Source organism: Drouetiella sp. (genome assembly GCF_059504425.1).
The window spans coordinates 34871-56536 of the sequence record NZ_JCACIN010000032.1 but is presented as its reverse complement, the minus strand read 5'-3'; the positions used below and the strand labels follow the sequence as shown (position 1 = coordinate 56536).

Annotated in this window: 18 protein-coding genes; 10 read left to right on the top strand and 8 right to left on the bottom strand. The window is 51.3% G+C overall.

All coding sequences use genetic code 11. The features are described 5' to 3' along the window. Positions 1-59: 59 nt before the first annotated feature. Positions 60-992 carry a LysR family transcriptional regulator gene (locus tag AC5JMP_RS08125; protein WP_495850943.1) on the bottom strand — a complete coding sequence of 311 codons (933 nt, stop codon included), beginning with the start codon at positions 990-992 and terminating at the stop codon, positions 60-62. Between the two features lie 296 nt (positions 993-1288). Here AC5JMP_RS08125 and AC5JMP_RS08120 point away from each other — a divergent pair, with 296 nt between their 5' ends. Further along, entirely contained in the window at positions 1289-1561 is a 273-nt protein-coding gene (locus tag AC5JMP_RS08120) for a hypothetical protein (protein WP_495850942.1), read from the top strand. 10 nt (positions 1562-1571) lie between these two features. Next, entirely contained in the window at positions 1572-2477 is a 906-nt protein-coding gene (locus AC5JMP_RS08115; RefSeq protein ID WP_495850941.1) for a DMT family transporter, read from the top strand. On the opposite strand, the gene AC5JMP_RS08110 is transcribed toward AC5JMP_RS08115, so the two are convergent. After that, complete coding sequence (locus AC5JMP_RS08110) at positions 2446-3885, bottom strand: glycoside hydrolase 100 family protein (protein WP_495850940.1); 1440 nt, start codon at positions 3883-3885, stop codon at positions 2446-2448. The two genes, AC5JMP_RS08115 and AC5JMP_RS08110, sit on opposite strands and share 32 nt — an antisense overlap. Positions 3886-4133: 248 nt before the next feature. On the opposite strand from AC5JMP_RS08110, the gene AC5JMP_RS08105 reads away from it, so the two are divergent. Next, the gene (locus AC5JMP_RS08105) at positions 4134-4868 is read left to right on the top strand and encodes a sucrose-phosphate phosphatase (protein ID WP_495850939.1); all 735 of its coding nucleotides are present in this window, start codon (positions 4134-4136) and stop codon (positions 4866-4868) included. Positions 4869-5483: 615 nt separating this feature from the next. Then, the gene (locus AC5JMP_RS08100) at positions 5484-7118 is read left to right on the top strand and encodes an ammonium transporter (RefSeq protein ID WP_495850954.1); all 1635 of its coding nucleotides are present in this window, start codon (positions 5484-5486) and stop codon (positions 7116-7118) included. Between the two features lie 305 nt (positions 7119-7423). Here AC5JMP_RS08100 and AC5JMP_RS08095 read toward each other — a convergent pair whose 3' ends face one another. Next, the gene (locus AC5JMP_RS08095) at positions 7424-8401 is read right to left on the bottom strand and encodes a glycosyltransferase family 2 protein (protein ID WP_495850953.1); all 978 of its coding nucleotides are present in this window, start codon (positions 8399-8401) and stop codon (positions 7424-7426) included. 140 nt (positions 8402-8541) lie between these two features. Between AC5JMP_RS08095 and AC5JMP_RS08090 the strand changes: the two genes are divergently transcribed. From AC5JMP_RS08090 to AC5JMP_RS08080, 3 genes are all read left to right on the top strand, one after another. Further along, positions 8542-8670, top strand: coding sequence for a hypothetical protein (locus AC5JMP_RS08090; protein ID WP_495850938.1), 129 nt, complete (start codon positions 8542-8544; stop codon positions 8668-8670). Positions 8671-8860: 190 nt separating this feature from the next. Further along, positions 8861-10105 carry a glycosyltransferase family 4 protein gene (locus AC5JMP_RS08085; protein WP_495850937.1) on the top strand — a complete coding sequence of 415 codons (1245 nt, stop codon included), beginning with the start codon at positions 8861-8863 and terminating at the stop codon, positions 10103-10105. Continuing rightward, positions 10095-12389 carry a hypothetical protein gene (locus AC5JMP_RS08080; RefSeq protein ID WP_495850936.1) on the top strand — a complete coding sequence of 765 codons (2295 nt, stop codon included), beginning with the start codon at positions 10095-10097 and terminating at the stop codon, positions 12387-12389. Before AC5JMP_RS08085 ends, AC5JMP_RS08080 begins: the two co-directional genes overlap by 11 nt. Positions 12390-12401: 12 nt before the next feature. On the opposite strand, the gene AC5JMP_RS08075 is transcribed toward AC5JMP_RS08080, so the two are convergent. After that, the gene (locus tag AC5JMP_RS08075; RefSeq protein WP_495850935.1) at positions 12402-12590 is read right to left on the bottom strand and encodes a hypothetical protein; all 189 of its coding nucleotides are present in this window, start codon (positions 12588-12590) and stop codon (positions 12402-12404) included. Between the two features lie 196 nt (positions 12591-12786). Between AC5JMP_RS08075 and AC5JMP_RS08070 the strand changes: the two genes are divergently transcribed. Continuing rightward, complete coding sequence (locus AC5JMP_RS08070; protein ID WP_495850934.1) at positions 12787-16089, top strand: DUF1574 domain-containing protein; 3303 nt, start codon at positions 12787-12789, stop codon at positions 16087-16089. Between the two features lie 57 nt (positions 16090-16146). Here the strand turns inward: AC5JMP_RS08070 and AC5JMP_RS08065 are convergent, their stop codons facing one another. The 3 genes from AC5JMP_RS08065 to AC5JMP_RS08055 all read right to left on the bottom strand — a co-directional run bounded on the left by AC5JMP_RS08065 (position 16147) and on the right by AC5JMP_RS08055 (position 17897). After that, positions 16147-16695, bottom strand: a complete 549-nt coding sequence (locus AC5JMP_RS08065; protein WP_495850933.1) for a TetR/AcrR family transcriptional regulator — start codon at positions 16693-16695, stop codon at positions 16147-16149. Positions 16696-16875: 180 nt separating this feature from the next. Continuing rightward, positions 16876-17556 (bottom strand): ribonuclease III, encoded by a 681-nt coding sequence (gene rnc, locus AC5JMP_RS08060; RefSeq protein ID WP_495850932.1) that lies wholly within the window; start codon positions 17554-17556, stop codon positions 16876-16878. Between the two features lie 104 nt (positions 17557-17660). Continuing rightward, positions 17661-17897: an HNH endonuclease gene (locus tag AC5JMP_RS08055; RefSeq protein ID WP_495850931.1), complete on the bottom strand. Its 237-nt coding sequence runs from the start codon at positions 17895-17897 to the stop codon at positions 17661-17663. Positions 17898-18316: 419 nt separating this feature from the next. On the opposite strand from AC5JMP_RS08055, the gene AC5JMP_RS08050 reads away from it, so the two are divergent. Continuing rightward, a complete protein-coding gene (locus AC5JMP_RS08050; protein WP_495850930.1) occupies positions 18317-19216 on the top strand; it encodes a DMT family transporter in 900 nt (299 codons plus the stop codon). A gap of 306 nt (positions 19217-19522) precedes the next feature. After that, positions 19523-20227 (top strand): trimeric intracellular cation channel family protein, encoded by a 705-nt coding sequence (locus tag AC5JMP_RS08045; RefSeq protein WP_495850929.1) that lies wholly within the window; start codon positions 19523-19525, stop codon positions 20225-20227. 398 nt (positions 20228-20625) lie between these two features. On the opposite strand, the gene AC5JMP_RS08040 is transcribed toward AC5JMP_RS08045, so the two are convergent. Beyond that, positions 20626-21612 carry an aldo/keto reductase gene (locus AC5JMP_RS08040; RefSeq protein WP_495850928.1) on the bottom strand — a complete coding sequence of 329 codons (987 nt, stop codon included), beginning with the start codon at positions 21610-21612 and terminating at the stop codon, positions 20626-20628. Positions 21613-21666: the final 54 nt, after the last annotated feature.

The following is a 21666-nucleotide window of genomic DNA, read 5'->3' as shown; positions in this document are numbered from 1 at the left end:
AGAGTGCAGAGCGCCCCCTTTCAAAAAAACGTACCCAGATTAAGCGATGCCGCGTGGGCTTACAAACCCGATTTCTGGCACATTGTGCTTTTGAGCAGATCGAGAAAGGCAAAGGCGGCAGGGGGTAGCAAGGCATCAGCGAGGGTGGCAATGCAGACCAGGCGAAATAGCGGCACGGGTAGGCTAAAAACCTGCACATCTGCCGGAATAGGCTCAGCCGCGAGTCTTGGGCTGATGGCTGCTCCTAAACCTTGAGCCACCATGCTAACGATCGTTGCATCCGATCGCACTTGATAGGTCGGCTGGAGCTGGGTTCCATATTTGGCAGAGTGGGCGTAGACCATGGCATCACAGCCGTCGCCATCAGGAGCCATGATCAGCGGGTATGCGGCTAACTCTTGCCAGCTTAGCTGTCCTGTGGCGGACTGAAAGTCTTTGGGAAACAGCACGACAAACTCGTCGCGCAGTAACTCCCAGGTTTCAAAGTCAGAGCAGGTAGGCAGGTAGGTAATGCCAATATCCGATCGCCCCCTGCGCAGAGCCTCTTCAACATCAGGACGATCGTCATACTCGGCAATGCTGATGGCGATCGCCGGATAGCAACGACAAAACTGGGCAATGACTTCCGGTAAGATGCGGGTAGCAGCACTGCGAAATGCCGAAATCCGCACCTGACCGCCCTTTAGTCCTTTCGACAAGTTGGCTTGCTTAACGATATCTTGCAGCAGATACGTGACCTGACGGGCGCGATCGACAATCTGCTCCCCCACAGGAGTCAGATGCGCTCCGTAGCGCCCTCGCGAGAACAGCACCACGCCCAAGTCTGCTTCGAGAGCGGCGATCGCATAGCTAATTGCCGACTGCGACATTTGGAGTTGCAGTGCGGCTTCGCTGAAGCTCCCAAAGTCCGCTACGGCAATCAAAACATGAAGTTGCGAGAGTTTGAGCTGGCTTTTGAACTGGCTGTGGCGATCGAATGGAGCAGTTCCCATAGGGCTTAGGTGATGGACGCAGCTTTTGCATTGTCGCAAAATCCTGAAACGTTAGCAGCAATTGCTTATAGGAAAGTTAATCCTGCTTAAACAATGCTTATCGATTAGGACAGAGTCTAAGCGTTGCAGCAGATGGAGCTAACCGCGAGTAAAAATGTTAACCATCGAATTCCCTGATGGATGTGATGAGACGGTTGATTGGTTCTCAGTGCGCTTAATCCTTACAGTGAGTATCACAGGAGAAGCAATAGTTTCGTCCTCCGTTAGCCCTTTTCTCAAAGTGGAGAACTCAACCTATGAAACCCGCAATTAGCTGGTTGGAATATCAGCAGCTAGAGCTGATTCTCCCTGCAAAGCCCGTCAAGGTTTCCTGGTGCGATCGCTTGCTGCACCTTTGGAGAGAGTGGATGTGCCATCTCACGCAGCCCACTGACATTCAGATTTCCTCTGTATGCGATGCATCCGGCAAGGTTTGGTGGAGCGGCTACGATCCGCAAACGCAGCGATCGCTCCATCAGGTGTCAGAAAACGAAATTCGAGTCTGGATTGAACGTCGGTATTTAAGTTGAGCCATTTATCATGACTTTAGGATTACAGGCGCAGAAAAAGACCAGAGAGGAGAAATCTAAACATAGCCGGGGGATTCTGCTGCTGATTATCACAACCGTTCTTTGGGGAACCTCTTTTCCTTTACTCAAACAGGTGGTTGGCGATGTCTCTCCTGCGGTAATTCTGGCGGTTCGATCGACGATCGCTGCTGCCGTCTTTGTACCCTGGCTACGCAAGCTGGATGCAACTCTGCTTCGCGATGGGGCGTTTTTGGGAGTTCTCTACTTTGCTGAGTGCGCGACTGCCCTACTGGGGCTAGAAACCATTTCCGCAAACCGATCGGCTTTCATCATTAGCTTTAATGTGATTCTGGTGCCAATTTTTTCTGTCTGTTTCGGTAAAAAACTCTCCCTTCAGGTGATCTGTGCCGCAGGGCTGGCGATCGCAGGTATCGGCATTTTGTCCTGGGAGGGAGGCGGCTGGAGTCAGGGAGATTGGCTCACTCTGGGCTGCGCGATCGGTGTAGCAACCCACATTTTGACTCTGGGCGTGCTGTCGCCGCGTCATGCAACTCTACCGTTGGTGGCAGTGCAGCTTGGGGTGATGTCGCTGCTGAGCTTGACTTGGGCGGCTCCGCAGTTGGTTGAACAAATGGCAGCAGTCGCTCAACACTCTCACACGCTGCTCTATATCGGGTTGGCGGTGACGGCAACGCCAATTTGGACACAGACGATCGCTCAGCGCTACGTTGCCGCCCATGAAACCGCTTTCATTTACACCTTAGAACCCGTCTTTGCAGCGATCTTTTCATTTGGGCTACTGGGCGAACAGCTTGGCATCCGAGGGATGATAGGAGCCGCGCTGGTGTTGATCGCCACTTTCTGGAGTCAGCAAAAGTCTGAAGTTAGCAAAAGTCCTGAAGGCGAGGCACGTTGAGGATTGCGGCATCCGCAGGATTGACTTTAAGCAAGTGATGCATCAGCAGGAAGCCGACGATCGTCCAAGTTTGATAAAGCCTTGCCTGCTGACCTACCCAAGCGGCCGTTGAACCGTCAAAATATTCTGCCCAGTTTTGTTGGGGTAACTGGCTGAGCATCTTTTGATAGCTCAATTCCAGCAGATTCATCTCGGCAGCAAAGGCTGAATCATGAGTCGAGCCAGAGCTAGGTTGCCGCAAAATAGCTGCCGCCAAGAACCAAGTGAGGCAGGGCCAATGTCCACCGTTGTGGTAACACCCTGGTGAATTTTTGCGATCGTATCCGGTCTTAATCTGCCAATCTGCCCCATCAATGGGTGGATGGCAAATTCGCAGCGGCATTTGGGCAATGAGTTCTTCTTGATTCTGGACAACTAGCCCAAAGAGTTCGCTTTGTTGATCGCAGTCTAATACATCAAAGATTGCGCCCAAGCAGTTTCCTAGCGTAAAGAAACGGAAATCTGGTTTGCCTGTCCGCATGTTGCCAATTAAGTATCCTCCACGATCGCCTAGCCACTGCTGAAGCCAGTCAGGAATTGTTTCAACTTGAATATTATGTTCATTCTCGATCGCTTCCCCATACTGCTCTGTAGGGTAGCGCCGCATCACCTGAATCTTCTGACCTGTAACCCAATAGTGCTTTTGCAGATAGCGGTGCAGTCGCCTAGCGTGGTCAACGGTTTGCTGAATGCGATCGCCAAGATATTCAAAATCAGGGGATTCGATCGCCATTTTCATTAGCCCCGCCGCACTCAGCAAAGCGCCATGCAGCAACACCTGAATTTCTAGGGGCGCACCCCAGACATCTAAGGGGCGATCGATCATAAAAGCCCCGTCTGGTACGTGCAGCGTGGGTGCTTCTCGAAAGGAGGGCGGCAAAATTAAACCTAGAAAGCGCTGAATTCCTGCTTGGATGGAGGGTTGAGAGGCAAAGGCGCGATCGCCCGACTTTTGCACATAAGCGTGAGCTAGAATCACCCACCACAAAGTTGCATCCACTGAAACCACGCGCCCGATCGCCCGCTGTCCATAATCTGCAACGAGCTTCCCATCCACTTCAACGAAGCTAGTGGGAAAAATGCCTCGCGTCTGCGGCTGATCGCTTTGCAGCCGTAGGCACACCTCCAAGAAGTGGCGCACAGTTGAATACTTACCCTGCGTCAGTAGGTAGACCATCACAGGCACGTTGTCGCGAATGAAAATCTCACCATAGTTTAAGTCAGGAGCACTGGCTGAACTGTCCATGCCAACAGGCTGAAGGATTGCAGCGATCGCTCCTACCCATTCACCCTCAAATTGCACTAACGCTTTTTCATAAAACAGCGATCGGGCAGACTTTACTGCTTCTTGAATTTCAACGTCTGGCATAAGATAGTCAAGTTAATCAATTGAGTACTCACTACCTTACGGTTGATCTGGGGGCAGTGGGGTGTGGGGTGTAAGGGATCAAATGGGGGTGTGAGGGATGAAATAGTATGAAGGTATGAAGGCACGTTTCATAATTTCACACTTGGCTGCTATTCCTCGTTTCTCACATCCGTCCCAGGGCAGATACAGGATTAACTCTTGCTAAAGTATCCTTTCTGCTAGAGTATCTTACGTCTTGGTCAACCAACATGAGATTCCTTTTGGTTACAGACCTAGATAATACCTTGGTGGGTGATGCTGCTGCTCTGCTGAGGTTTAACCAAAAGGTTTCGGCGAACCGCGATCGTCTCTATTTGATCTACGCCACGGGTCGCTCCTATGCCCTAGCGCGTCAGCTTCAGGCTGAGCAGGACTTGCTTGAGCCTGACTACTGGGTAACAGGTGTGGGTACGGAGATCTATCGTAAAGATGAGCGAGATCCACTTTGGGCGGAACATCTTTCGCAAGATTGGAATCGAGACTCAGTGGCGGCGATCGCCAGCACGTTTCCAGACTTGATTATTCAGCCTAAAGCGGAGCAAAACCCTTGGAAACTCAGCTTTTTAATTGACCCTGAACTAGCCGATTCGATTTTGGCAAATCTACAGGCTTTGATTGCCCAAGCAGGATTGAAGGCACAAATTATTTTCAGCAACGATGAAGACGTAGACATTCTGCCTAAGCACGGCGACAAAGGCTTGGCAATGACTTATCTACGGGAAAAGCTTAATATTCCTGCCAACAAAACGCTGGTTTGTGGCGATTCAGGCAACGATATCAGCCTATTTCAGCAAAACACGCTAGGGCTGATTGTTAGCAATGCGCGATCGGAACTGATGGCATGGTATCGCCTCTGTGGTGAATCTCGTCACTATCTTTCACGCGCACCTTTTGCGGACGGCATCCTGGAGGCGATCGTCCACTTCAGGCTAATGCGATTTTAAGCTCATGCCCAAATGACCCCGCCAGAGGTGTACTACATTATTTTGACCGAGCGGGGTCGGTAAAATTTAGGGGGCTGGTGGGATGCAGATCTTGAGTCTGGTGATGGGGTATACATTTTCCTAACGCCAAATTAGGTGTGCCTCAACCCTGTCAAAGTGTTGCTAGTCAACATTTACAGGGCTGATCTGGCTAGGTGGTAGGTCAGACAGCACAGTTTATCAAAAGCATAAAATTAAGACTTTAAACATGCTTTGGTATACAGAAATTTCTTATTGAAAGTCAGTACAGTTCCAAAGGGAAATTGCTAAGGCATTCAAGCATTAGTAAAGTTCTTATCTCGGCTTGTGCTGCTGTAAGAAGCGGTATTTCGTTGGGTGATTTTCTTGAGTAAGGCGAGAGCAAGTTCAGTTAAGGGGTGTTTTCAAGCTGCTTAGGAGAAGCCCGTGACGGATTAAGGAAGCTGGTCGGACAGTTTGGCTTGACAAGCTCAACATTAAGCCAGATGCCAGCCTTAGTTCATCTACCAGGTGCTAGAGGTTGTGACTTCTTATTCAGGCACAATTTTGATCGCAGATTGCACATTTTAGGAGGATTTATTATACATGTCTCAACTTATGCGCCGAAAGCCCAAAAAACGGGGAGGGCGATCGGTCTTTCAAAACCAGCCTCAAAGGCAAGCAGGTCGTAGCTCTAGCCGCCGCACGACCTCTCTACAACTCGATCAAGTTAGCTTTTCCACTCTGCTAGAAAAGCTGAAAACGGTTTCCTCTTGGTCGCCAACCTGGAGAGCCTGCTTGCCCCTAGCAGCATTAATTGTGGTTGTTTTTGCCTTTTCTGCCTCGGCTCAAACTGGCACTAAAACGGTGGAGCAGCTAGAGAGTGAGCTAAAGGTGGGCATGGACACCATGTGGGTCATGGTCGCCGCAATGCTGGTGATCTTCATGAACGCCGGATTCTGCATGTTGGAAACTGGCTTCTGTCGGCAGAAAAATGCCGTTAATGTCCTGTCAAAAAACCTGATTGTGTTTGCCTTGGCAACGATCGCCTTTTGGTTGATTGGCTTTGGTCTAATGTTTGGCAATGGCAACGGTTTTGTGGGTTTAGAAGGCATTTTTGGGCTAACGGGAGCTGACAATAGCCCCGCAGTGGGTGATGCTTATCAGGGAGCTTACGGCTCGTTGAACTGGACAGGCGTACCTCTAGCTGCCAAGTTTTTCTTCCAGCTTGCTTTTGCTGGAACCGCAGCCACGATCGTTTCGGGTGCGGTAGCAGAGCGGATCAAGTTCTTTGAGTTCTTGATCTTCAGCCTTCTGCTTGTAGGTATTGCCTACCCCATTACCGGGCACTGGGTCTGGGGTGGTGGCTGGCTAGCGCAAATGGGATTCTTTGACTTTGCTGGATCAACCGTTGTCCATGCCGTTGGCGGTTGGTCAGCGCTCATGGGTGCAGCCTTCCTAGGGCCTCGCTTGGGCAAATACAGTGACGATGGCAATGTCAATGCCATACCGGGTCACAACATGAGTATTGCCACTTTGGGCTGTCTCATTCTGTGGCTGGGCTGGTTTGGCTTTAATCCGGGTTCTACGATGAGCGTGGGAAATGGATCGGCGATCGCTCACATCGCGTTGACAACCAACATGGGCGGAGCCTTCGGTGGCGTTGCAGCCACAGCGACAGCTTGGATGGTGTTAGGCAAACCCGACCTGTCTATGATCATCAACGGTATTTTGGCAGGTTTGGTTTCCGTCACGGCCTCTTGCGCTTTCATCACTCTGCCTGCGGCAGCAGTCATTGGTGCCATAGGCGGTATCTTGGTGGTTTTTGCCGTTACCTTCTTCGATCGCATTCGCATTGACGATCCGGTTGGGGCTACTGCGGTTCACTTGGTCAACGGTATCTGGGGCACTTTGGCACTCGGTTTGTTTGCCGTAGGTCCTAGTGAAGCTGCTGGCGCATTGTATAGCGCTGGCCCTGCCGCAGGTCTACTCTTGGGCGGTGGCTTTGGGCAGTTGTGGATACAGATTGTAGGAACTTTAGCCGTAGGCGGCATCACCGTTTTGCTTTCCTCAATTTTCTGGATAGCGCTCAAGACAGTTCTTGGCATTCGGGTAAGTTCAGAAGAAGAGTATGTCGGCTTGGATATCGGCGAGCATGGCATGGAAGCCTACAACGGCTTTGTCAAGGATACCAGCGGTAGTGCTGGTGCTTCATCTACGATAGGTACTGCTTCTGGACTGGCTGAGTATTAGTGGCGCTGAGTCCTGTTGTGGCAGCCGCCAAGGCGGTTAGGACGGGGAAATTCTGGGTAGGGCGCGAAGCGCCCTACCCAGAATTTCTTAAGCCAACTGGCGATAGCTGTATTACTGATTACAGCGCTACGCGCTTACTATCAAAATGAGTTTTTTTTGAAAGCCGTGCTAAGCGCGGCTTTCAAAAAAATTTTCTCCTAACCTTACCACTCTAGTTTCATAGCAGCCCCAGTAATTGGTGAGAGGATAGGGCAGCCTGGGCCTATCCCACCTCTCACGACCCATTTGAAATTGCTGTAGCTTCTCTAATTTGCGGCTAATTTAAAGTGCATCTCTTGAGCTTGGCGCAGCAGTTGAAAGCCGGAATTGCGTAAGTGAACAGGCAGGAACGAAAGTCCTAGACCTGCCCAGGCTTTGAGTGGAGCAGCAGTTTTGCCGAGCTGTATTAGCGATCGCCCCTCTTCAATCTCACCCCTATTAATCAGCCGCAAGCCCAGCAGGAGCTGCGTCTCGGCAAGGCGAAACTGCCGAACTTTTTCCACAGCTTCATCCTCAAATTGATGGCTTGCGAGATAGCTGACCTTGTCTTTGAGGTAAGGAATGGCGCGCTGAAGACCCTGCTGTTCGGCATGAACGCGATATTCCATCAGGCGATCGTTCCAGTAGTATCCTTGCTTTCCGGCAAGCGCTAGGCGCACAAACAGATCGTTGTCTTCGCAGTTTTGCCAGTTGGGGCGCATGAAGCCGACCTCCGTGAGCGATCGCCGCCGAAACAGCGTTGCGCCCACCTGAAAGCTTTGCTGGACAAACGCAACCTGGAGCAAATCTTGAACAATCCCTTCCGGCAGATCGGCACGTCCCCAATGCCGCGAGTTGTTCTCGGTAGCGGCAAGATCGCGCTGACCCTGGATGTCAATAATCCAGTGATCAGTGCCGACAAAATCAGCAGAGCAGCCGTCAAGAATTTCGGCAGTGGCGCTCAAAAACTCTGGCGTCAGGCGATCGTCGTCATCAAATTTGACAAAATACTGACCTCCAGCGGCATCAAACCCAGAGCGCATATTGTTGCTCTTGCCAATATTTTGTTCATGGCGAATGTAGCGAATTCTAGGATCGCCAAACTGCAAAAGCTGCGCCATCAATGCCGCCGTGCCGTCTGTGGAGCCATCATCGCAAATAATCAGCTCAAAGTCAGTTTCGGTTTGCTCCAAAACGCTGGCGATCGCTTCGGGTAACAAGTGCGATCGGTTGTGGGTGGGAATGCAGACGCTAATCTTGGGTATGATGGCGGGCATGATGGAGAAGTAGGATGGGCAGGACGAATCAGCAGGACTTGGTTCTAGCATTCCCCGAATTCAGGTTAGTCATCAAATCCTCAGCGGTATGACTATGAGCCGCTTACTACCAGTTACTCTCTGGGCAATTGAATCAGCAAGAGCCGGAGTGTCCTGAATGGGATAGCGATCGCCAGTTTGCTGAGGACATTTTGGGTGGGGCGCTGCGCGCCCCACCCAAAATGTCCCCGTCCCAACCGCCTTGGCGGTTGCTATAGCCCTACGTAATTGAGTTAGGACAAGTTATTTTTTGAGAGCCGCGCTCCGCGCGGCTCTCAAAAAATAACTCATTGGATCTAAGCGCGTAGCGCTATGTAAGAGAATCCAGATCAGCGAAGTCAAAGTAAACTTTGTGGAGGGACAGGTACAGAAACACGAGATTCGAGCAGGGGGCGGGGGCGGCTGAATATGAACATTCTGATGATTTCTTCAACGTTTCCCTATCCGCCCACGCAGGGAGGCACCCAGGTTAGGACGTTTAACCTGCTGAAGTATTTGCAGCAGCACCATGCCGTCACGTTGCTAACCTTGCGATCGCCCGATACTTCAGAAAGTGAAATCGCGGCACTGCGGGAGCAAGTGACAGAGCTGGTAATTTTCCCCCGACCTCCGGCAACTGAACTCAAGGGCTGGGGGGGCAAACTAGAGCGCTTTGGTAATTTCCTAATGGGCGGTACGCCGCCTAGCGTCCTGACTAGCTATTCTCCCCCAGCGCAGAGCTGGGTAGAACAGGCTGTCGAGGCAAATCGCTTTGATGTAATCACCTGTGAGCATAGCGTCAACGAAATCTATGTGCGATCGTCTTGGAAATCCCGTCTACGCACGATCGTTAATATCCACAGCTCCGTCTACGGCACCTGCAAAAATCAGCTAGAGACGGGCACGTCCGAGCATCCGGGACGCGATCGCCTCAATCTGCCGTTGCTTTACCGCTATGAGCAAAAGTTTTCCCGCAAGTTTTCCCGCATTGTCGTGACGACGGCTGAAGATCGGCAGCAGATGCAAGCCTTCTGTCCAGATGCAGAAATTGCCGTCATTCCCAACGGCGTTGATTTGGAGGAATTTCCCGGTCGCGCTGTCGATCCGGGCGGTCATCGGCTGGTGTTCATTGGCGCAATGGACAATGTTGCCAACATCGATGCTGCCCGCTTCTTCAGCCTAGAGGTGTTGCCAGTCCTTCAGCGGAAATACCCGAATGCCACCCTAGATTTGGTAGGCAATCGTCCCGTTGCCACCGTTCTGGAGCTGGGCGATCGCCCTGGCATTACCGTCACGGGTCGGGTGCCTCGGATGGTGGAGCCATTGCATCGGGCAACGGTCTGTGTGGTGCCCATGCGTACCGGATTCGGCATTAAAAACAAGGCGTTAGAGGCGATGGCGGCTGGGATTCCGCTAGTGGGGAGCGATCGCGGTCTAGAAGGGCTTGCCGTAGACGAACCTCTCCGCGCCCTCCGCGCCAATCGTCCTGAAGAATATGTGAGTGCCATCTCCCGTCTGTTTGAAGATGCAGCATTGCGCGACCAACTTTCCCGATCGGGGCGATCGCTGATTGAACAAGATTACACCTGGGAGCAAGCAGGGCGGCAATATGCAGAGGTGATTAGCGGCAAGTATGAAGCGCAGAGACATGAAGCGCATGGTCATGAACCATAAGAGCGGCGACAACCCCAAAGCAACCCCAATTAAAGTCAGTATTTGGGTGGATGAACTGCCATCTGTGCGTCGAGGAAGGGGACTCTTTGCCGTGGCAAGCGTGGGAGCGATCGCCCTCCTAACCTGGAGTGGCTGGCTGGCTGTGAGCCTGATTGTGAATCCGAGTTCTGTGAGTTGGCTAAACAACATTTTGCCGGAGTGGGGACGGTTTACCCTACCGGGGGGCACAAGCCAAACCCTGGCAGAAATTGCCGCCCAAGAAGCCCAATTGGGTCGTGCCTTAGGAGAGCCGATTGCAGCACCCGCTACTCAAGACCTGCTGCTGCCGATTTTGGAGACACAATCGCGCTGTCGGGGGAGCCAAACCAGAGATACCGCCTGTCAGCACATTGTGGAACTCCGTGCCTATCGTTCTAATGCCTACCGTCCCAATAGCAATTTAAATTCAACAAAATTTGAGCTAATCGATCGCCTAAAGGTGACAGGGATTGAGGAACTGATGGCGATCGCTCCCTTGCGTCAGTTGGGAGGTAGCCGTAAGCTGCCTCTCAACTATGTCACCTTGATCGAGGGCGAACCGCCGGATGCCTCAGTTTGGCTAAACCTCAGCGGCGAGTTGCAGCGCGGTAGTGCTGGTATTAAATATGGTCAGGTGGTGCGCTATGATTCGCAGCGCGATCGGCTTCAGGCTCTGCTGCCTTGGACAAGCCCCACCGGACAGATGCCCCACTGGCAGCAGGTGACAGGTAGCCACAAGCAAAATGAGCTGGTGGTCAATCAAGCTGTAGGGTTAGAACCTCAGTTTCAGGTCTATCAGGCTAGACTGCCCCGTGCCCCTGGCGAACCTTTGCGGCTAGAGGCGATCGTTCTAACGGAGATAGTTTCCAATCAGCCGCGCTACAGAGACGGACTGCTGCTAGCCAGAAACGGACTATGGTCAGATGCCCTCAAGCTATTGACCGATCGGGGTCAGGATGGCAGCGCTGTTCAAGCCCAAATAGATTTCATTGCTCTGCATGCCCAGGTTACTCAAGCTCAAGCCGATCGCACTTGGGCAAGCCCTACGCAACAGATTGCCGCGCTGGTGATTGATGGTCGCTGGGGAAAAGCTTTAGAAGCGCTGCGATCGGTTCGTGCGAGCGGATATGACATCAAAAGTCTTTTGTCTGCCAATGCCGAGTCGCTACAGCGCCGAGTAGAAGCCGCTCTGCGAGTCGATTCAGATCAGCCTGTGATACAGCAATGGGGAGCGATGACGGTTGCTAGCCAGCGCGATCGCTCAGCTGCAGCTACCTGGCTCCGGCAGCACCCGCTACATTCAGGGGTAGCCTCGTCAGCGCGATCGCCTCAGTCCATTCAACAAATTCTCGCGTTGCTTGATCCCTTAACTGAGCCATCCCAAACTGACCCGTCTCAGCCAATCGCCAACGCTCCCTCTGGGCCATTACGCCTGATTGGATCGGTTTCGCCGCTGACTTCCTTTCGGGCTAGCGACTGGTATAGTCCTCGTCCGCTAGTCTTACCCGATCGCCAGGTCTGGCATCAAGTCAAAGTTTTGGGATTTCAAGACGGTCAGCGCTGGCAGCGATCGCCCTTTAATCTGCCTAACTCCGAAAAATTGGCGTGGAAGCATTTGGGGCTAACCTCAGATTCACAGATTCAGCGGATCAGCGAGTCAGAGGAATCGGCTCAGACGCTCAGCATTAAAGCCGTGCAGTGGCGTAGTGGCAATCTGCACCTTTTGGCGGCGGCTCCTGCAACCCATCCGACCCAGCCTGCGATCGCTCTGACGCTGCCTTTACTGGCTCCCATCGATCGCCTGACTCTAACCAGCCTTAGCCAACAGCAGCCTCAGCAGATCGCCACCGTGCTAACGACCCTAGAGCAGCAGCTGCAACAGGCAGGACAACAGTTGCCAGCTGCACCAGTTGGCACTCCAGCTAGTACCCAAGCCAGCGCTCCAGAGCATCCTGAGACTCAGGCTCTAGCACAAATAGGAGATTGGCAGGTCGATCGCCTAGAGCTAACGGGTGAAGGTCAGCCCGAATGGGTGATCACCATCAGAACCGATAACGATACCGCAGATCGCACGGTAGATCGAACGACAGATCACACGGTCATTTTTTCGAGTGCGGGCGCATTGCTCTATAGCGATCTCTCTTTGTCTGAGCAGACGATCGCCGCTATTATTGATGTCCCACAGGGGTTGCCAGCTCTATTAATCCACAAGGGTCAGCGCTATCAAATTCAGCAGTGGTCGCGATCGCTCCAACGCTTTGAGTAGACCAACAAATTTCTACTCTTTTTGATCCGCAGGCTTGGGGATATGAAGAATAGGCAGGCGATCGCCTCGAAAGATTTCCTCGCTAGCTTGCCCCAACTCGTCGATCGCTTTAGTCAGCACTTTGCTTCCTACTAGCAGCAGCAGCAAAGGAAAGGTGCTTAAGCTCAGCAAAACTTGGGTCGGAACTTTGAAATCAGCCATTGTTTGAAATTAGCCTTTGTAAAAACCTAGGGAGAGCGTATGAAAATTTGATATGAAGTTACATAACAATATCCTACAAGACCGTTAGAATGGCGGCAGAAATCGGCGGGCTAAAGTTGGGATAGCGATCGGTGTTCCTATTAGTGTGCTACAACCTTAGCGAGTGAAGCGTCAGGGTCTTCATAGATAACCTCGAATGTCAAACGCTGTGGATCATTACTCCTCAAATTACGCATCTGCGCTAGGTCGATGGGTCAGCCAAACCTTCGAGCCACGAGGGCTTCAGGTCAAATTTCGTCTGCGCGGCAATAATCTTCATCTGCTGTGTCAGGCTCAACCCTGTCCCGATCGCGGTACTCTGCTACTCTGGCTCATTCCTGTCCTTCAAAAAACTGATTTCAAGACGCTTCTATCGGAAGCTCATACGCCCATTTATCGGGTGCAGCTTTATGGCTGCCTGCCGGGTGCCGGACAACCTGCATGGACAGCCGCCATTCACCTAAACCAGCTCGATCGCCATCTGAAGCAGATGCAGCAGGGCATACGGCGATCGAGCTTGCCTGAACTGGACGCACATCAATTAGATCCAATTGATCCCCAAAAGATTAGCGCCACTAGAGCTGTCGGCAAGCTCCAACTCGCCAACCGTCCAGCCCTGCAAGGAAAAGCAGCCCAGGGGAGTTCTCATCAGGAAAATTCAGCTCTAGCGCGATCGAACCGCAGTTTGGCACAGCAGGGGGAGGAAGTGGCGATCGCCAGCTACCTCAGCGAAACCCTTAGTGACTTGGGTGTGGCGGTTCGAGTCAGCGCTAAGACCGTCCCCTATCTGTCGCCTTCTACGGTGCAGTCGGGGGCTATTCCTCTGGCGGCAATGACCACCAAGCGGCTGTGGATCTCCTGTGGCGCAGCCTATAGTCCCGATTTGTCTCTGGTGGGTGAACCCATTACTCGCCGCTTGCGAGAGCTAGAGATTCAGGGCTACCGAGATGCGGTGATTTTATTTCAGGTATCCGGAGAAACCCAACCTGACTGGAAGCTCAGGGTCGATTTGACTCCTCCGAGCGAAATGTTGCGAGAGTGGGGGCGCTGGGGCGATGTGGAAGCCATCCGGCAATTGCTGAACCAGGCGGGAGCCAGTCAGGGATTGCGGGTTGCCACTGCTTCGCTAAAGGAATCAACGCTGCACCTGTTTTGTGATATCGATTCGCCCACAAATTTACGAAAGCCTGCTGAGCCGCCCGACCTGTCGCGATCGCGTCAGTGGATCAGCGAGTTGCTAGAGCCTCTTGCCCCCCAAGGCATTCATGCCGCAACGCTGTATGGACAGATGCCGCAGATTACGGGTATGGAAGCGCCTGCCTGGATTGATTGGCTCAAACTGCCTGCCGCCCAACATCCGGCTCTATCAGAATCGGCAATGGCGCTTGCTCAGCAGGGCGACTGGGAAGCGATTGCTTTCTTGCTGCATCGATTGCTCAATCCCGATCTCGATCGCTATCTGATGACGGGAGGCATCCGGCTACAGCTTTTGCCCAAGCAAGACTTGCTGCATGTGATGAGCGAGGCTCCCGTCTGTCCAGAGCAGCACCGAGTTGGGCAGACGATCGCCAAGTTTTTGCGGCAGTTGAAGCTGCCCAATTTAGCAGGAGTGCGGATTTACGGCAGACGGTCGGGACAAAAACTGCCGCTCTGGAGTTTCGGAGTCGATTTTGTGTCTCGTCATCGGCTGGTTCCAGAAGCCACGCCTGAGTTTGTCGCGACAGACAGCTTTGTGCATGATCTGATGACTCCAGCCGATGAGTCAGCCCTACGCCCAGATCTCACCCCTGCGGATATTCATTCCGTCTGGAAACGGTTTCAGCAGCGCCTCAAAAACGGGACAGAGCAGATTCTGGTGCGATCGTTCCTCTTCACCCCCACGCCGCAGACTCAGGTCTTGGCCGTAGCATCTGCGGGTTCAAACTCTCAGACTCGCATTGCTGCCGTGTGGGGCATGGTAGGAATTCTGCTAATGCTGCAAGCCAACTGGCTAGCGGGTCAGATGCTGCAAGCTCAGCCCAAGCCTAAACCCTCTGCACCCAGCGACTCAACGGCACCTGTGTTGTCTTCGACATTGCCTACCGATCTTGCGGAACAGCCGACACCTCAGGCTCAGCCTCAGCCTCCAACTCAGGCGGCATCGCCCAAAATCACGCTGCGGCGTTCTCCTCAAGACGGCATCTTTAACTCTGAAGGGTTTACCCGATCGACTGCCTCGAATTCTAGCTTGGCGAAGCCTGCGGATTCAGCCGATGCGCCACCCCAATCGCCGCCCTTACAAAAGCGATCGTCCCTACCCTACACGGCGATCCAACCTGAAGCCAGTCAAATTACGGCTGCTATTTTGGCAGCCGAACCGACTTTACCCAGCTTCAATAGCCATCAGATGGACGAGAAGCTAAAGCTCTATTACCAATACATTAAGGAAAACGGCAAACCGCCTGACGTGCTGGTCATGGGTAGCTCCAGAGCCTTACGGGGCATTGATCCAGCTGCACTGAAGCAGAGTCTAGCGGATTTGGGCTACGCAGACCTGAGTATTTTTAACTTTGGCATCAATGGTGCGACAGCGCAGGTTGCAGACCTGTTAGTGCAGCAGCTCCTCACACCCGACCAACTGCCGCGCCTGATTCTCTGGGCAGATGGAGCAAGGGCTTTCAACAGCGGCGGTGGCGACGTTACGTTCAACGGCATTGCTGCATCTGAAGGCTATCGGCAGCTCACGGCAGGTCAGTTTCCTATTCCCAAGCTGACAGCTGAACTGCCAACCGCTCCCACCCAGCCCAAAAATGGCATCAATATTTCCCTGACTAGCAGCTATGAGGCGATCGATCGCTGGTTTAGCAGCCAACTAGCTGAGATTTCGGGTACCTACGACCAGCGCGATCGCCTCAAGCATCTCTTTCAAGAAAACTTTTCCCAGATCTTGCCTACTGCGGCGATCGAGACTTCACCTGTCAGTGCTGTGAGTCCCAATTCGGCTCAGGCTATCCCTGCTCATTCTGCGGCTCAGTCGATCCTTGTCAATCCTGATGGGTTTCTCTCGCTGCCGATGCAGTTCAATCCGGCAACCTACTATCAGAAGTATGCCAGGGTGACAGGTCAGTATGATGGCGACTATGAAAACTTCAGGATTGCTGGACGGCAGGAAACTGCTTTGCGATCGCTCTTACAGTACGCCCAAACGCGCAATATTCCCGTCGTTTTTGTTAACCTGCCCCTCACCGAAGATTACCTCGATCCTGCCCGTCGTCAGCACGAGCAGGAATTTAAAGAGTACATGGTCAAGCTTTCCCTCAGCCAGCCCGGATTTGCGTTCCGGGACTTGGGCGAAATTTGGACAACAAAATATGGCTATTTCTCTGATCCCAGTCACCTGAACCGCTACGGAGCCTATGCCATATCCTATCGGCTAGCCCAAGATCCGCTGATTCCTTGGGTGGGGAAGGTTAAGAACTGAAGTTGCATGTGCAATTATTCTGAAGCCTCTTTCAAAATTAGAACTTTGATGAATCGCTTACTCAGGGCGCAGCAAAAACTCTGGGATTTGTTTCAAGACGCGCTCAAACGTTGCCGTATTATTTAGTCCTCGTGTCAGCACGATCGCTCCTTGAATCTGCACAATTGCATCTTCCGCGCGTTGATGGGCAGTGGCGGGTGTGATTCCCGTATTGATGAGTAAGGTTGCCAAACCATCGATCCAGAGCTTGAGCGCTTGCTGCACCTGCCCTTGAAACAACTCGTGTGCTTCCCCAATGCTGAGCAGTGCCAACAGACAGTCTCGCTGTCCATGCTGATAAAACGCATCTATATTCTGGTTCATAGCGCGGATGCGATCGATGGGGGGGCGATCGCTGTCCAACGGTGCTAGCACCTGATCTTTGAGCGCCTGCGTGACGTAATCTAGCACTACGGCTGCCATCTCCTCTTTGCCGTTTGGAAAATAGTGATACAGGCTAGCTCGTTTTAAACCAGTCGCTTCCGAAAACCGAGTAATGCTGGCTCCTTCATAGCCATATTGCCGGAATACCGCCATTAATTGGGGAATAACCGCCGCTTTGGACATTAACTCACCTCAAAATTGTTTTCTGCTTCTATTTGGACAGTATACCAAACGTTCAGTAAATCAAGCATTCTGAAATGGCTAGGCAAAATTGGCAGTATCTTTCGTAGTTTTCTGATGACAAATTTTCTGATGACAAACCAGTTTAGTGATGCGAAATATTTTGTACCACAAGTTGATAGCTCAAAGTAATCCTCGCTTTTTCAACTTCGCTAAAGCGTCCTCGGCAGCCTGCTTTTCAGCATCTTTTTTCTTCCGTCCTGTGCCTTCGCCATAAACTTTGTCACCGACATAGACTTTAGAAATAAATTCTGGCGCATGATCTGTGCCCCCCTTCTTCTCCGTAACATACTTTGGAGGCATAATTGCTCCATTCGCCTGGGCATATTCCTGGAACCTATTTTTTGAATCTATGTTGGAGCCAGGTTGATCGTCTGGGGGTACAGAATCAAACAACTCTTCTATTAAAGGACGGACAGCTTCTAGATTGCGATCGCAATCTAGATAGTACGCCCCAATCACGGCTTCAAACGTGCTGCTGAGAAGATTGGGGTTCTGGTAGCCGCCGTCCCGAATTGCGCCCTGTCCTAAACGCATTCTAAAATCTAGCCCAACTTCAGTTGCGAATTTAGCAAGCTGTTTCTCATCGACGAGAGCCGATCGCCATCGCGTCATTTCGTCTTCCCCCATTTCAGAATGACGTTGATAAAGGTACTCGCCGCTGACGAAGGTGAGAATAGCATCACCTAGAAATTCTAGCCGCTCATTGTCTTTGATCTCTCCAGGATTTTCATTCACATAGGAGCGATGAGTCAGCGCCTGACGCAGCAGTTTTTCATCATTGAACATCAAAAGTTTGTGCATCTTAATCGCTGTTGTTCTGTGATCGAAATTGAATCTAAAAGGAGTCTCGAATTTACGGTTGAGGAAGTTCAGGTGGCTCAAAACTTCCTCAACCACGAGTGAATTTAAGCGCTCGTAATCTTCTTTACCTGAGGGGGAAAGAGACTATTCCCGCGAGAGCTATTGCAGGGGCGACAGGCGAGGCGTAGATTCTCCAGTGAATTGGAACCCCCTTTGCTCTTGGGTTTCAAGTGATCGAGTGTTAACTGCTCAGATGGCAATTTGCAATCACACCACCAGCAGCAAGATCCATACTCACTAACGAGCTGAGTTTTTCTGACTTTTCTTTGTCTAGGATTCATGTAGAACTTCCTGAGCTACAAATTTGAGTAGCATTGGAATATCTCAAGCAAAAGACTCTTATCTCTATAAATGTCTTTATAGACGAGAAATCTGCTTTCTACTTAACGATCTACGTCTCAATCGCACAACCTCTAAGCTTCACATTAGGGCATATCTAGTAGGCTGAACCAGCGATCGCTTAAAAGTTGAGTCCAAACCTTTGAGGAATTGCTAGACCAGAATACTGGGTATGCACTGACGTGAAAGTCGAAGGTAGTGCGCATGAGACGAATATCTAAGCATAGATACTCACTTGCATATTTAGATAGAAGCACAGTTAAGTCTGGTTGTCAATAGCTGTTATCAAGATGCAGAGACACATCCCAGCGATGCGTTATGTCAGAATGCTGGATAGCCCAAAGGAAGCCTAACTTTATCTATGCTGTTTTTTCTTGAATACCGAGGCGAACTTGCTGCCCTCAGTGCTGCCTTGATCTGGGCGATCGCCTCTCTGATTTACGTGGACTTGGGCAAGCAAATGTCTCCGCTACTGCTGAACTTTGCTAAAAACGGGGTGGCGATCGCCCTAATTTTGCTGACGCTGCTGTTTCAGGGCAATTTTAGCTCGCAGATTGGCGGCTTCAACCTGGGGTTACTGCTGCTGAGTGGCGCGATCGGCATTGGCTTTGGCGATACGGCTTTTCTGGAATCGCTCAACTGTGTGGGCGCAAGGCGATCGCTCTTAATGGAATCTCTAGCGCCGCCTTTGGCGGCTGTGCTGGCAAGCGTTTTTTTGGCAGAGCAGCTGAGTTTACAGGCTTGGCTCGGCATCTTTTTGACGGTGGCGGGTGTGTCATGGGTGATTGCAGAGCGTGCCCCTGATCAGGTGCATCAGATGAAACCGCTAAGGGGCGTTGGCTTTGGACTGCTGGCAGCTTTGGGGCAGGCAAGTGGAGCCGTACTATCAAGGGCTGCTCTTGCTGAAACCAGCGTTAGTCCGTTATGGAGTACGCTCATTCGACTGCTGGCAGGGATGGCAGTGCTGTCTATCCTTATTCTCCAAAGACGAAGCGTTTGGGCAGGTTTCCAGGCTGTGCGATCGCCTCAGTTTTTGCGAATATTAATAGGTACATCCTTTGCAGGTACCTATCTGGCGATCTGGCTTCAGCAAACGGCGCTCAAATATACGGCAGCCGGAATTGCACAGGCGCTAACGGCAACCAGTCCGCTATTTATTATTCCCCTTGCGATCGCGTTGGGTGAACGGGTCAGTTGGCGATCGGTAGTGGGGATATTGATAGCAATATGCGGTATTTGGCTATTGCTGGATTTTGGCTAGTTCTTGTGCTGACCGGGCTTAGAACTTTCTTTAATCACGATCCACCGACCCGTAGCTGGATCGCGGTAACTGCTGAAAGGATTGGTTTTCAGAGGCTTGGTACAGGTCTTCATCATGGCTAAAGTCTTTCGCGGGTGGAAAGAGTGAGATGCACTTCAAGTTAAAACGGGCGATTTCCTATTAAAGTACCCAATTCTTTAACGAAGTGAACAGCGTATAATTAGCTGGATCATCGATCAGAATTTCCAGAATTTCCCAGAATTTTTACTGATCTAGCATAGCTGATTTAAAGCGGGATACATCGCCATGGCTTTAGATGCGATCGCCGACCAACTGGATAGATTTGCTGAATTTCAGTATTTTATTGAGGCGTCTGCTGTCACCGTTTCGGCTCTCTCAGGTATGATTGCTGCCCGCGAAAAACAGCTAGATATTGTTGGCACCTATTTCATTGCGTTCATCACTGCTTTTGGGGGTGGAACTCTCCGAGATGTTTTGCTGAATCGGCGACCCCTATTTTGGGTAAGCCATCAGGAGTATCCTATTCTTATTTTTATTCTGTCTATTCTGTTCCTCTACTATTCTCAGAGATTGACACCTGTAAAACCTTTGGCTAGAAAGTCGTTTAACTTGATAGATGCTTTGGGTCTTGCCTTGTTCAGCATATCGGGTACATCCTATGCAATAGCCGATCGCATTCCTCCTTTTATTGCCGTTCTCTTCGGCGTGATAACAGGCGTATTTGGTGGTGTTCTGCGCGATGTTACCTTAATCGAGATCCCAGTTATTTTTCGCCAATCCACCCTTTATGCAACCTGCTCGTTTCTGGGAGGCTGGACGTACTTGCTCTTTTTATCATTCAAACTTTCGCCCTCCTTTGCAGGTGCAGCAGGATTTACAGCAGTAGTTGTTTTAAGGATGCTTGCTTTGCACTATAATCTCAAACTTCCAGTTCTCTACTCCAAAGATGTGGTTGATCCATTCTCACGTCTTCCCAAAAAAGACCTCTAGAGCTTGAGATTATCTTCCAAATTCCTGAAGGTATAGCTGCCGCCAGTTTGCTTAAGGCATTTTTAGTGGGGCGCGAAGCGCCCCGCCAAAAATGTCCCCGTCCTAACCGCCCTAGCGGTTGCTATGCTTGCGCTGATGATGGTATGGCATTACGTAATTGAGTTAGGATGAGTTATTTTTTGAGAGCCGCGCTCCGCGCGGCTCTCAAAAAATAACTCATTGGATCTAAGGGCGTAGCGCTATATCAAGCAAATTAGCTGTCGTTTCACTCTCCATTAATCGATAGCTATAAAATTTGAGCAGCTACAGTACGACGGTTCTCAGTTGGGTAAAAATCGATCCTAATGCAGTAGGTGTTGGGAGGTGTGGCAAATGCCGATTGCTGCACCTCTCAAGACTCAGCGATTAACAGCACTCATAGCCTGAGCATGATAGCGATCGCCTGCGGCTATCCCTTTTGGAGCAGCGTCTTCAATCTGCCTCAATTCATCGGGTGTTAGTATCACCTCAGCCGCGCCGACATTTTCTTCTAGATATTTCCGGCGTTTTGTGCCAGGGATGGGAACAATATCGTTACCTTGAGCCAGCAACCACGCGAGGGCGAGCTGGCTGGGCGTTACACTTTTTTGAGTGGCGATCGTCTTCACTTTATCTACTAATTCCAGGTTTTTATAGAAATTCTCGCCCTGGAAGCGTGGCGACTGACGACGATAATCATCGGCAGCTAAATCTTCAGGCTTGGTAAACTCCCCCGATAGAAAGCCGCGACCGAGCGGGCTGTAAGGCACAAACCCAATTCCCAATTCGCGAATGGTCGGCAAGATTTCGTCTTCCGGATCACGACTCCAGAGCGAATATTCAGTCTGCAAGGCGCTAATGGGATGCACGGCATGTGCCCGTCGGATGGTTGCTGGAGCTGCTTCCGAAAGCCCCAGATAGCGAACTTTCCCCTGCTGCACCAGTTCCGCCATGGCGCCCATCGTGTCTTCAATCGGCACGTTGGGATCAACCCGATGCTGGTAGTAGAGGTCAATTACATCAACACCTAAACGCTTCAAAGAGGCATCACACGACTGACGCACATACTCTGGGCTACCATTAATCCCCTTCCAGCCACCGTCTTCGGTACGGACATTACCAAATTTCGTTGCCAGAATTACCCGATCGCGATGATCTTTAATTGCCTTACCAACCAGTACCTCATTCGTGAATGGCCCATACATATCGGCAGTATCTAAGAAGGTAATTCCCAGTTCCAAAGCGCGATGGAGCGTGGCGATCGACTCTTTCTCATTGCGTCCGGCATAGAACTCAGACATGCCCATGCAGCCCAGTCCCAGTTCAGAAACAACTAAACCTTGATTACCCAGTTTTCTCGTTTTCATGATGTTCTCCTGATAATTGTGTGCAAGATTATGTGCAATTCAACGTAACTGATT

Bases quoted from the DNA above. Each gene is read 5' to 3' on its own strand.
- AC5JMP_RS08125 (WP_495850943.1), bottom strand. From the start codon at position 992: ATGGGAACTGCTCCATTCGATCGCCACAGCCAGTTCAAAAGCCAGCTC.
- AC5JMP_RS08120 (WP_495850942.1), top strand. From the start codon at position 1,289: ATGAAACCCGCAATTAGCTGGTTGGAATATCAGCAGCTAGAGCTGATT.
- AC5JMP_RS08115 (WP_495850941.1), top strand. From the start codon at position 1,572: ATGACTTTAGGATTACAGGCGCAGAAAAAGACCAGAGAGGAGAAATCT.
- AC5JMP_RS08110 (WP_495850940.1), bottom strand. From the start codon at position 3,885: ATGCCAGACGTTGAAATTCAAGAAGCAGTAAAGTCTGCCCGATCGCTG.
- AC5JMP_RS08105 (WP_495850939.1), top strand. From the start codon at position 4,134: ATGAGATTCCTTTTGGTTACAGACCTAGATAATACCTTGGTGGGTGAT.
- AC5JMP_RS08100 (WP_495850954.1), top strand. From the start codon at position 5,484: ATGCGCCGAAAGCCCAAAAAACGGGGAGGGCGATCGGTCTTTCAAAAC.
- AC5JMP_RS08085 (WP_495850937.1), top strand. From the start codon at position 8,861: ATGAACATTCTGATGATTTCTTCAACGTTTCCCTATCCGCCCACGCAG.
- AC5JMP_RS08080 (WP_495850936.1), top strand. From the start codon at position 10,095: ATGAACCATAAGAGCGGCGACAACCCCAAAGCAACCCCAATTAAAGTC.
- AC5JMP_RS08075 (WP_495850935.1), bottom strand. From the start codon at position 12,590: ATGGCTGATTTCAAAGTTCCGACCCAAGTTTTGCTGAGCTTAAGCACC.
- AC5JMP_RS08070 (WP_495850934.1), top strand. From the start codon at position 12,787: ATGTCAAACGCTGTGGATCATTACTCCTCAAATTACGCATCTGCGCTA.
- AC5JMP_RS08065 (WP_495850933.1), bottom strand. From the start codon at position 16,695: ATGTCCAAAGCGGCGGTTATTCCCCAATTAATGGCGGTATTCCGGCAA.
- rnc (WP_495850932.1), bottom strand. From the start codon at position 17,556: ATGCACAAACTTTTGATGTTCAATGATGAAAAACTGCTGCGTCAGGCG.
- AC5JMP_RS08055 (WP_495850931.1), bottom strand. From the start codon at position 17,897: ATGAATCCTAGACAAAGAAAAGTCAGAAAAACTCAGCTCGTTAGTGAG.
- AC5JMP_RS08050 (WP_495850930.1), top strand. From the start codon at position 18,317: ATGCTGTTTTTTCTTGAATACCGAGGCGAACTTGCTGCCCTCAGTGCT.
- AC5JMP_RS08045 (WP_495850929.1), top strand. From the start codon at position 19,523: ATGGCTTTAGATGCGATCGCCGACCAACTGGATAGATTTGCTGAATTT.
- AC5JMP_RS08040 (WP_495850928.1), bottom strand. From the start codon at position 21,612: ATGAAAACGAGAAAACTGGGTAATCAAGGTTTAGTTGTTTCTGAACTG.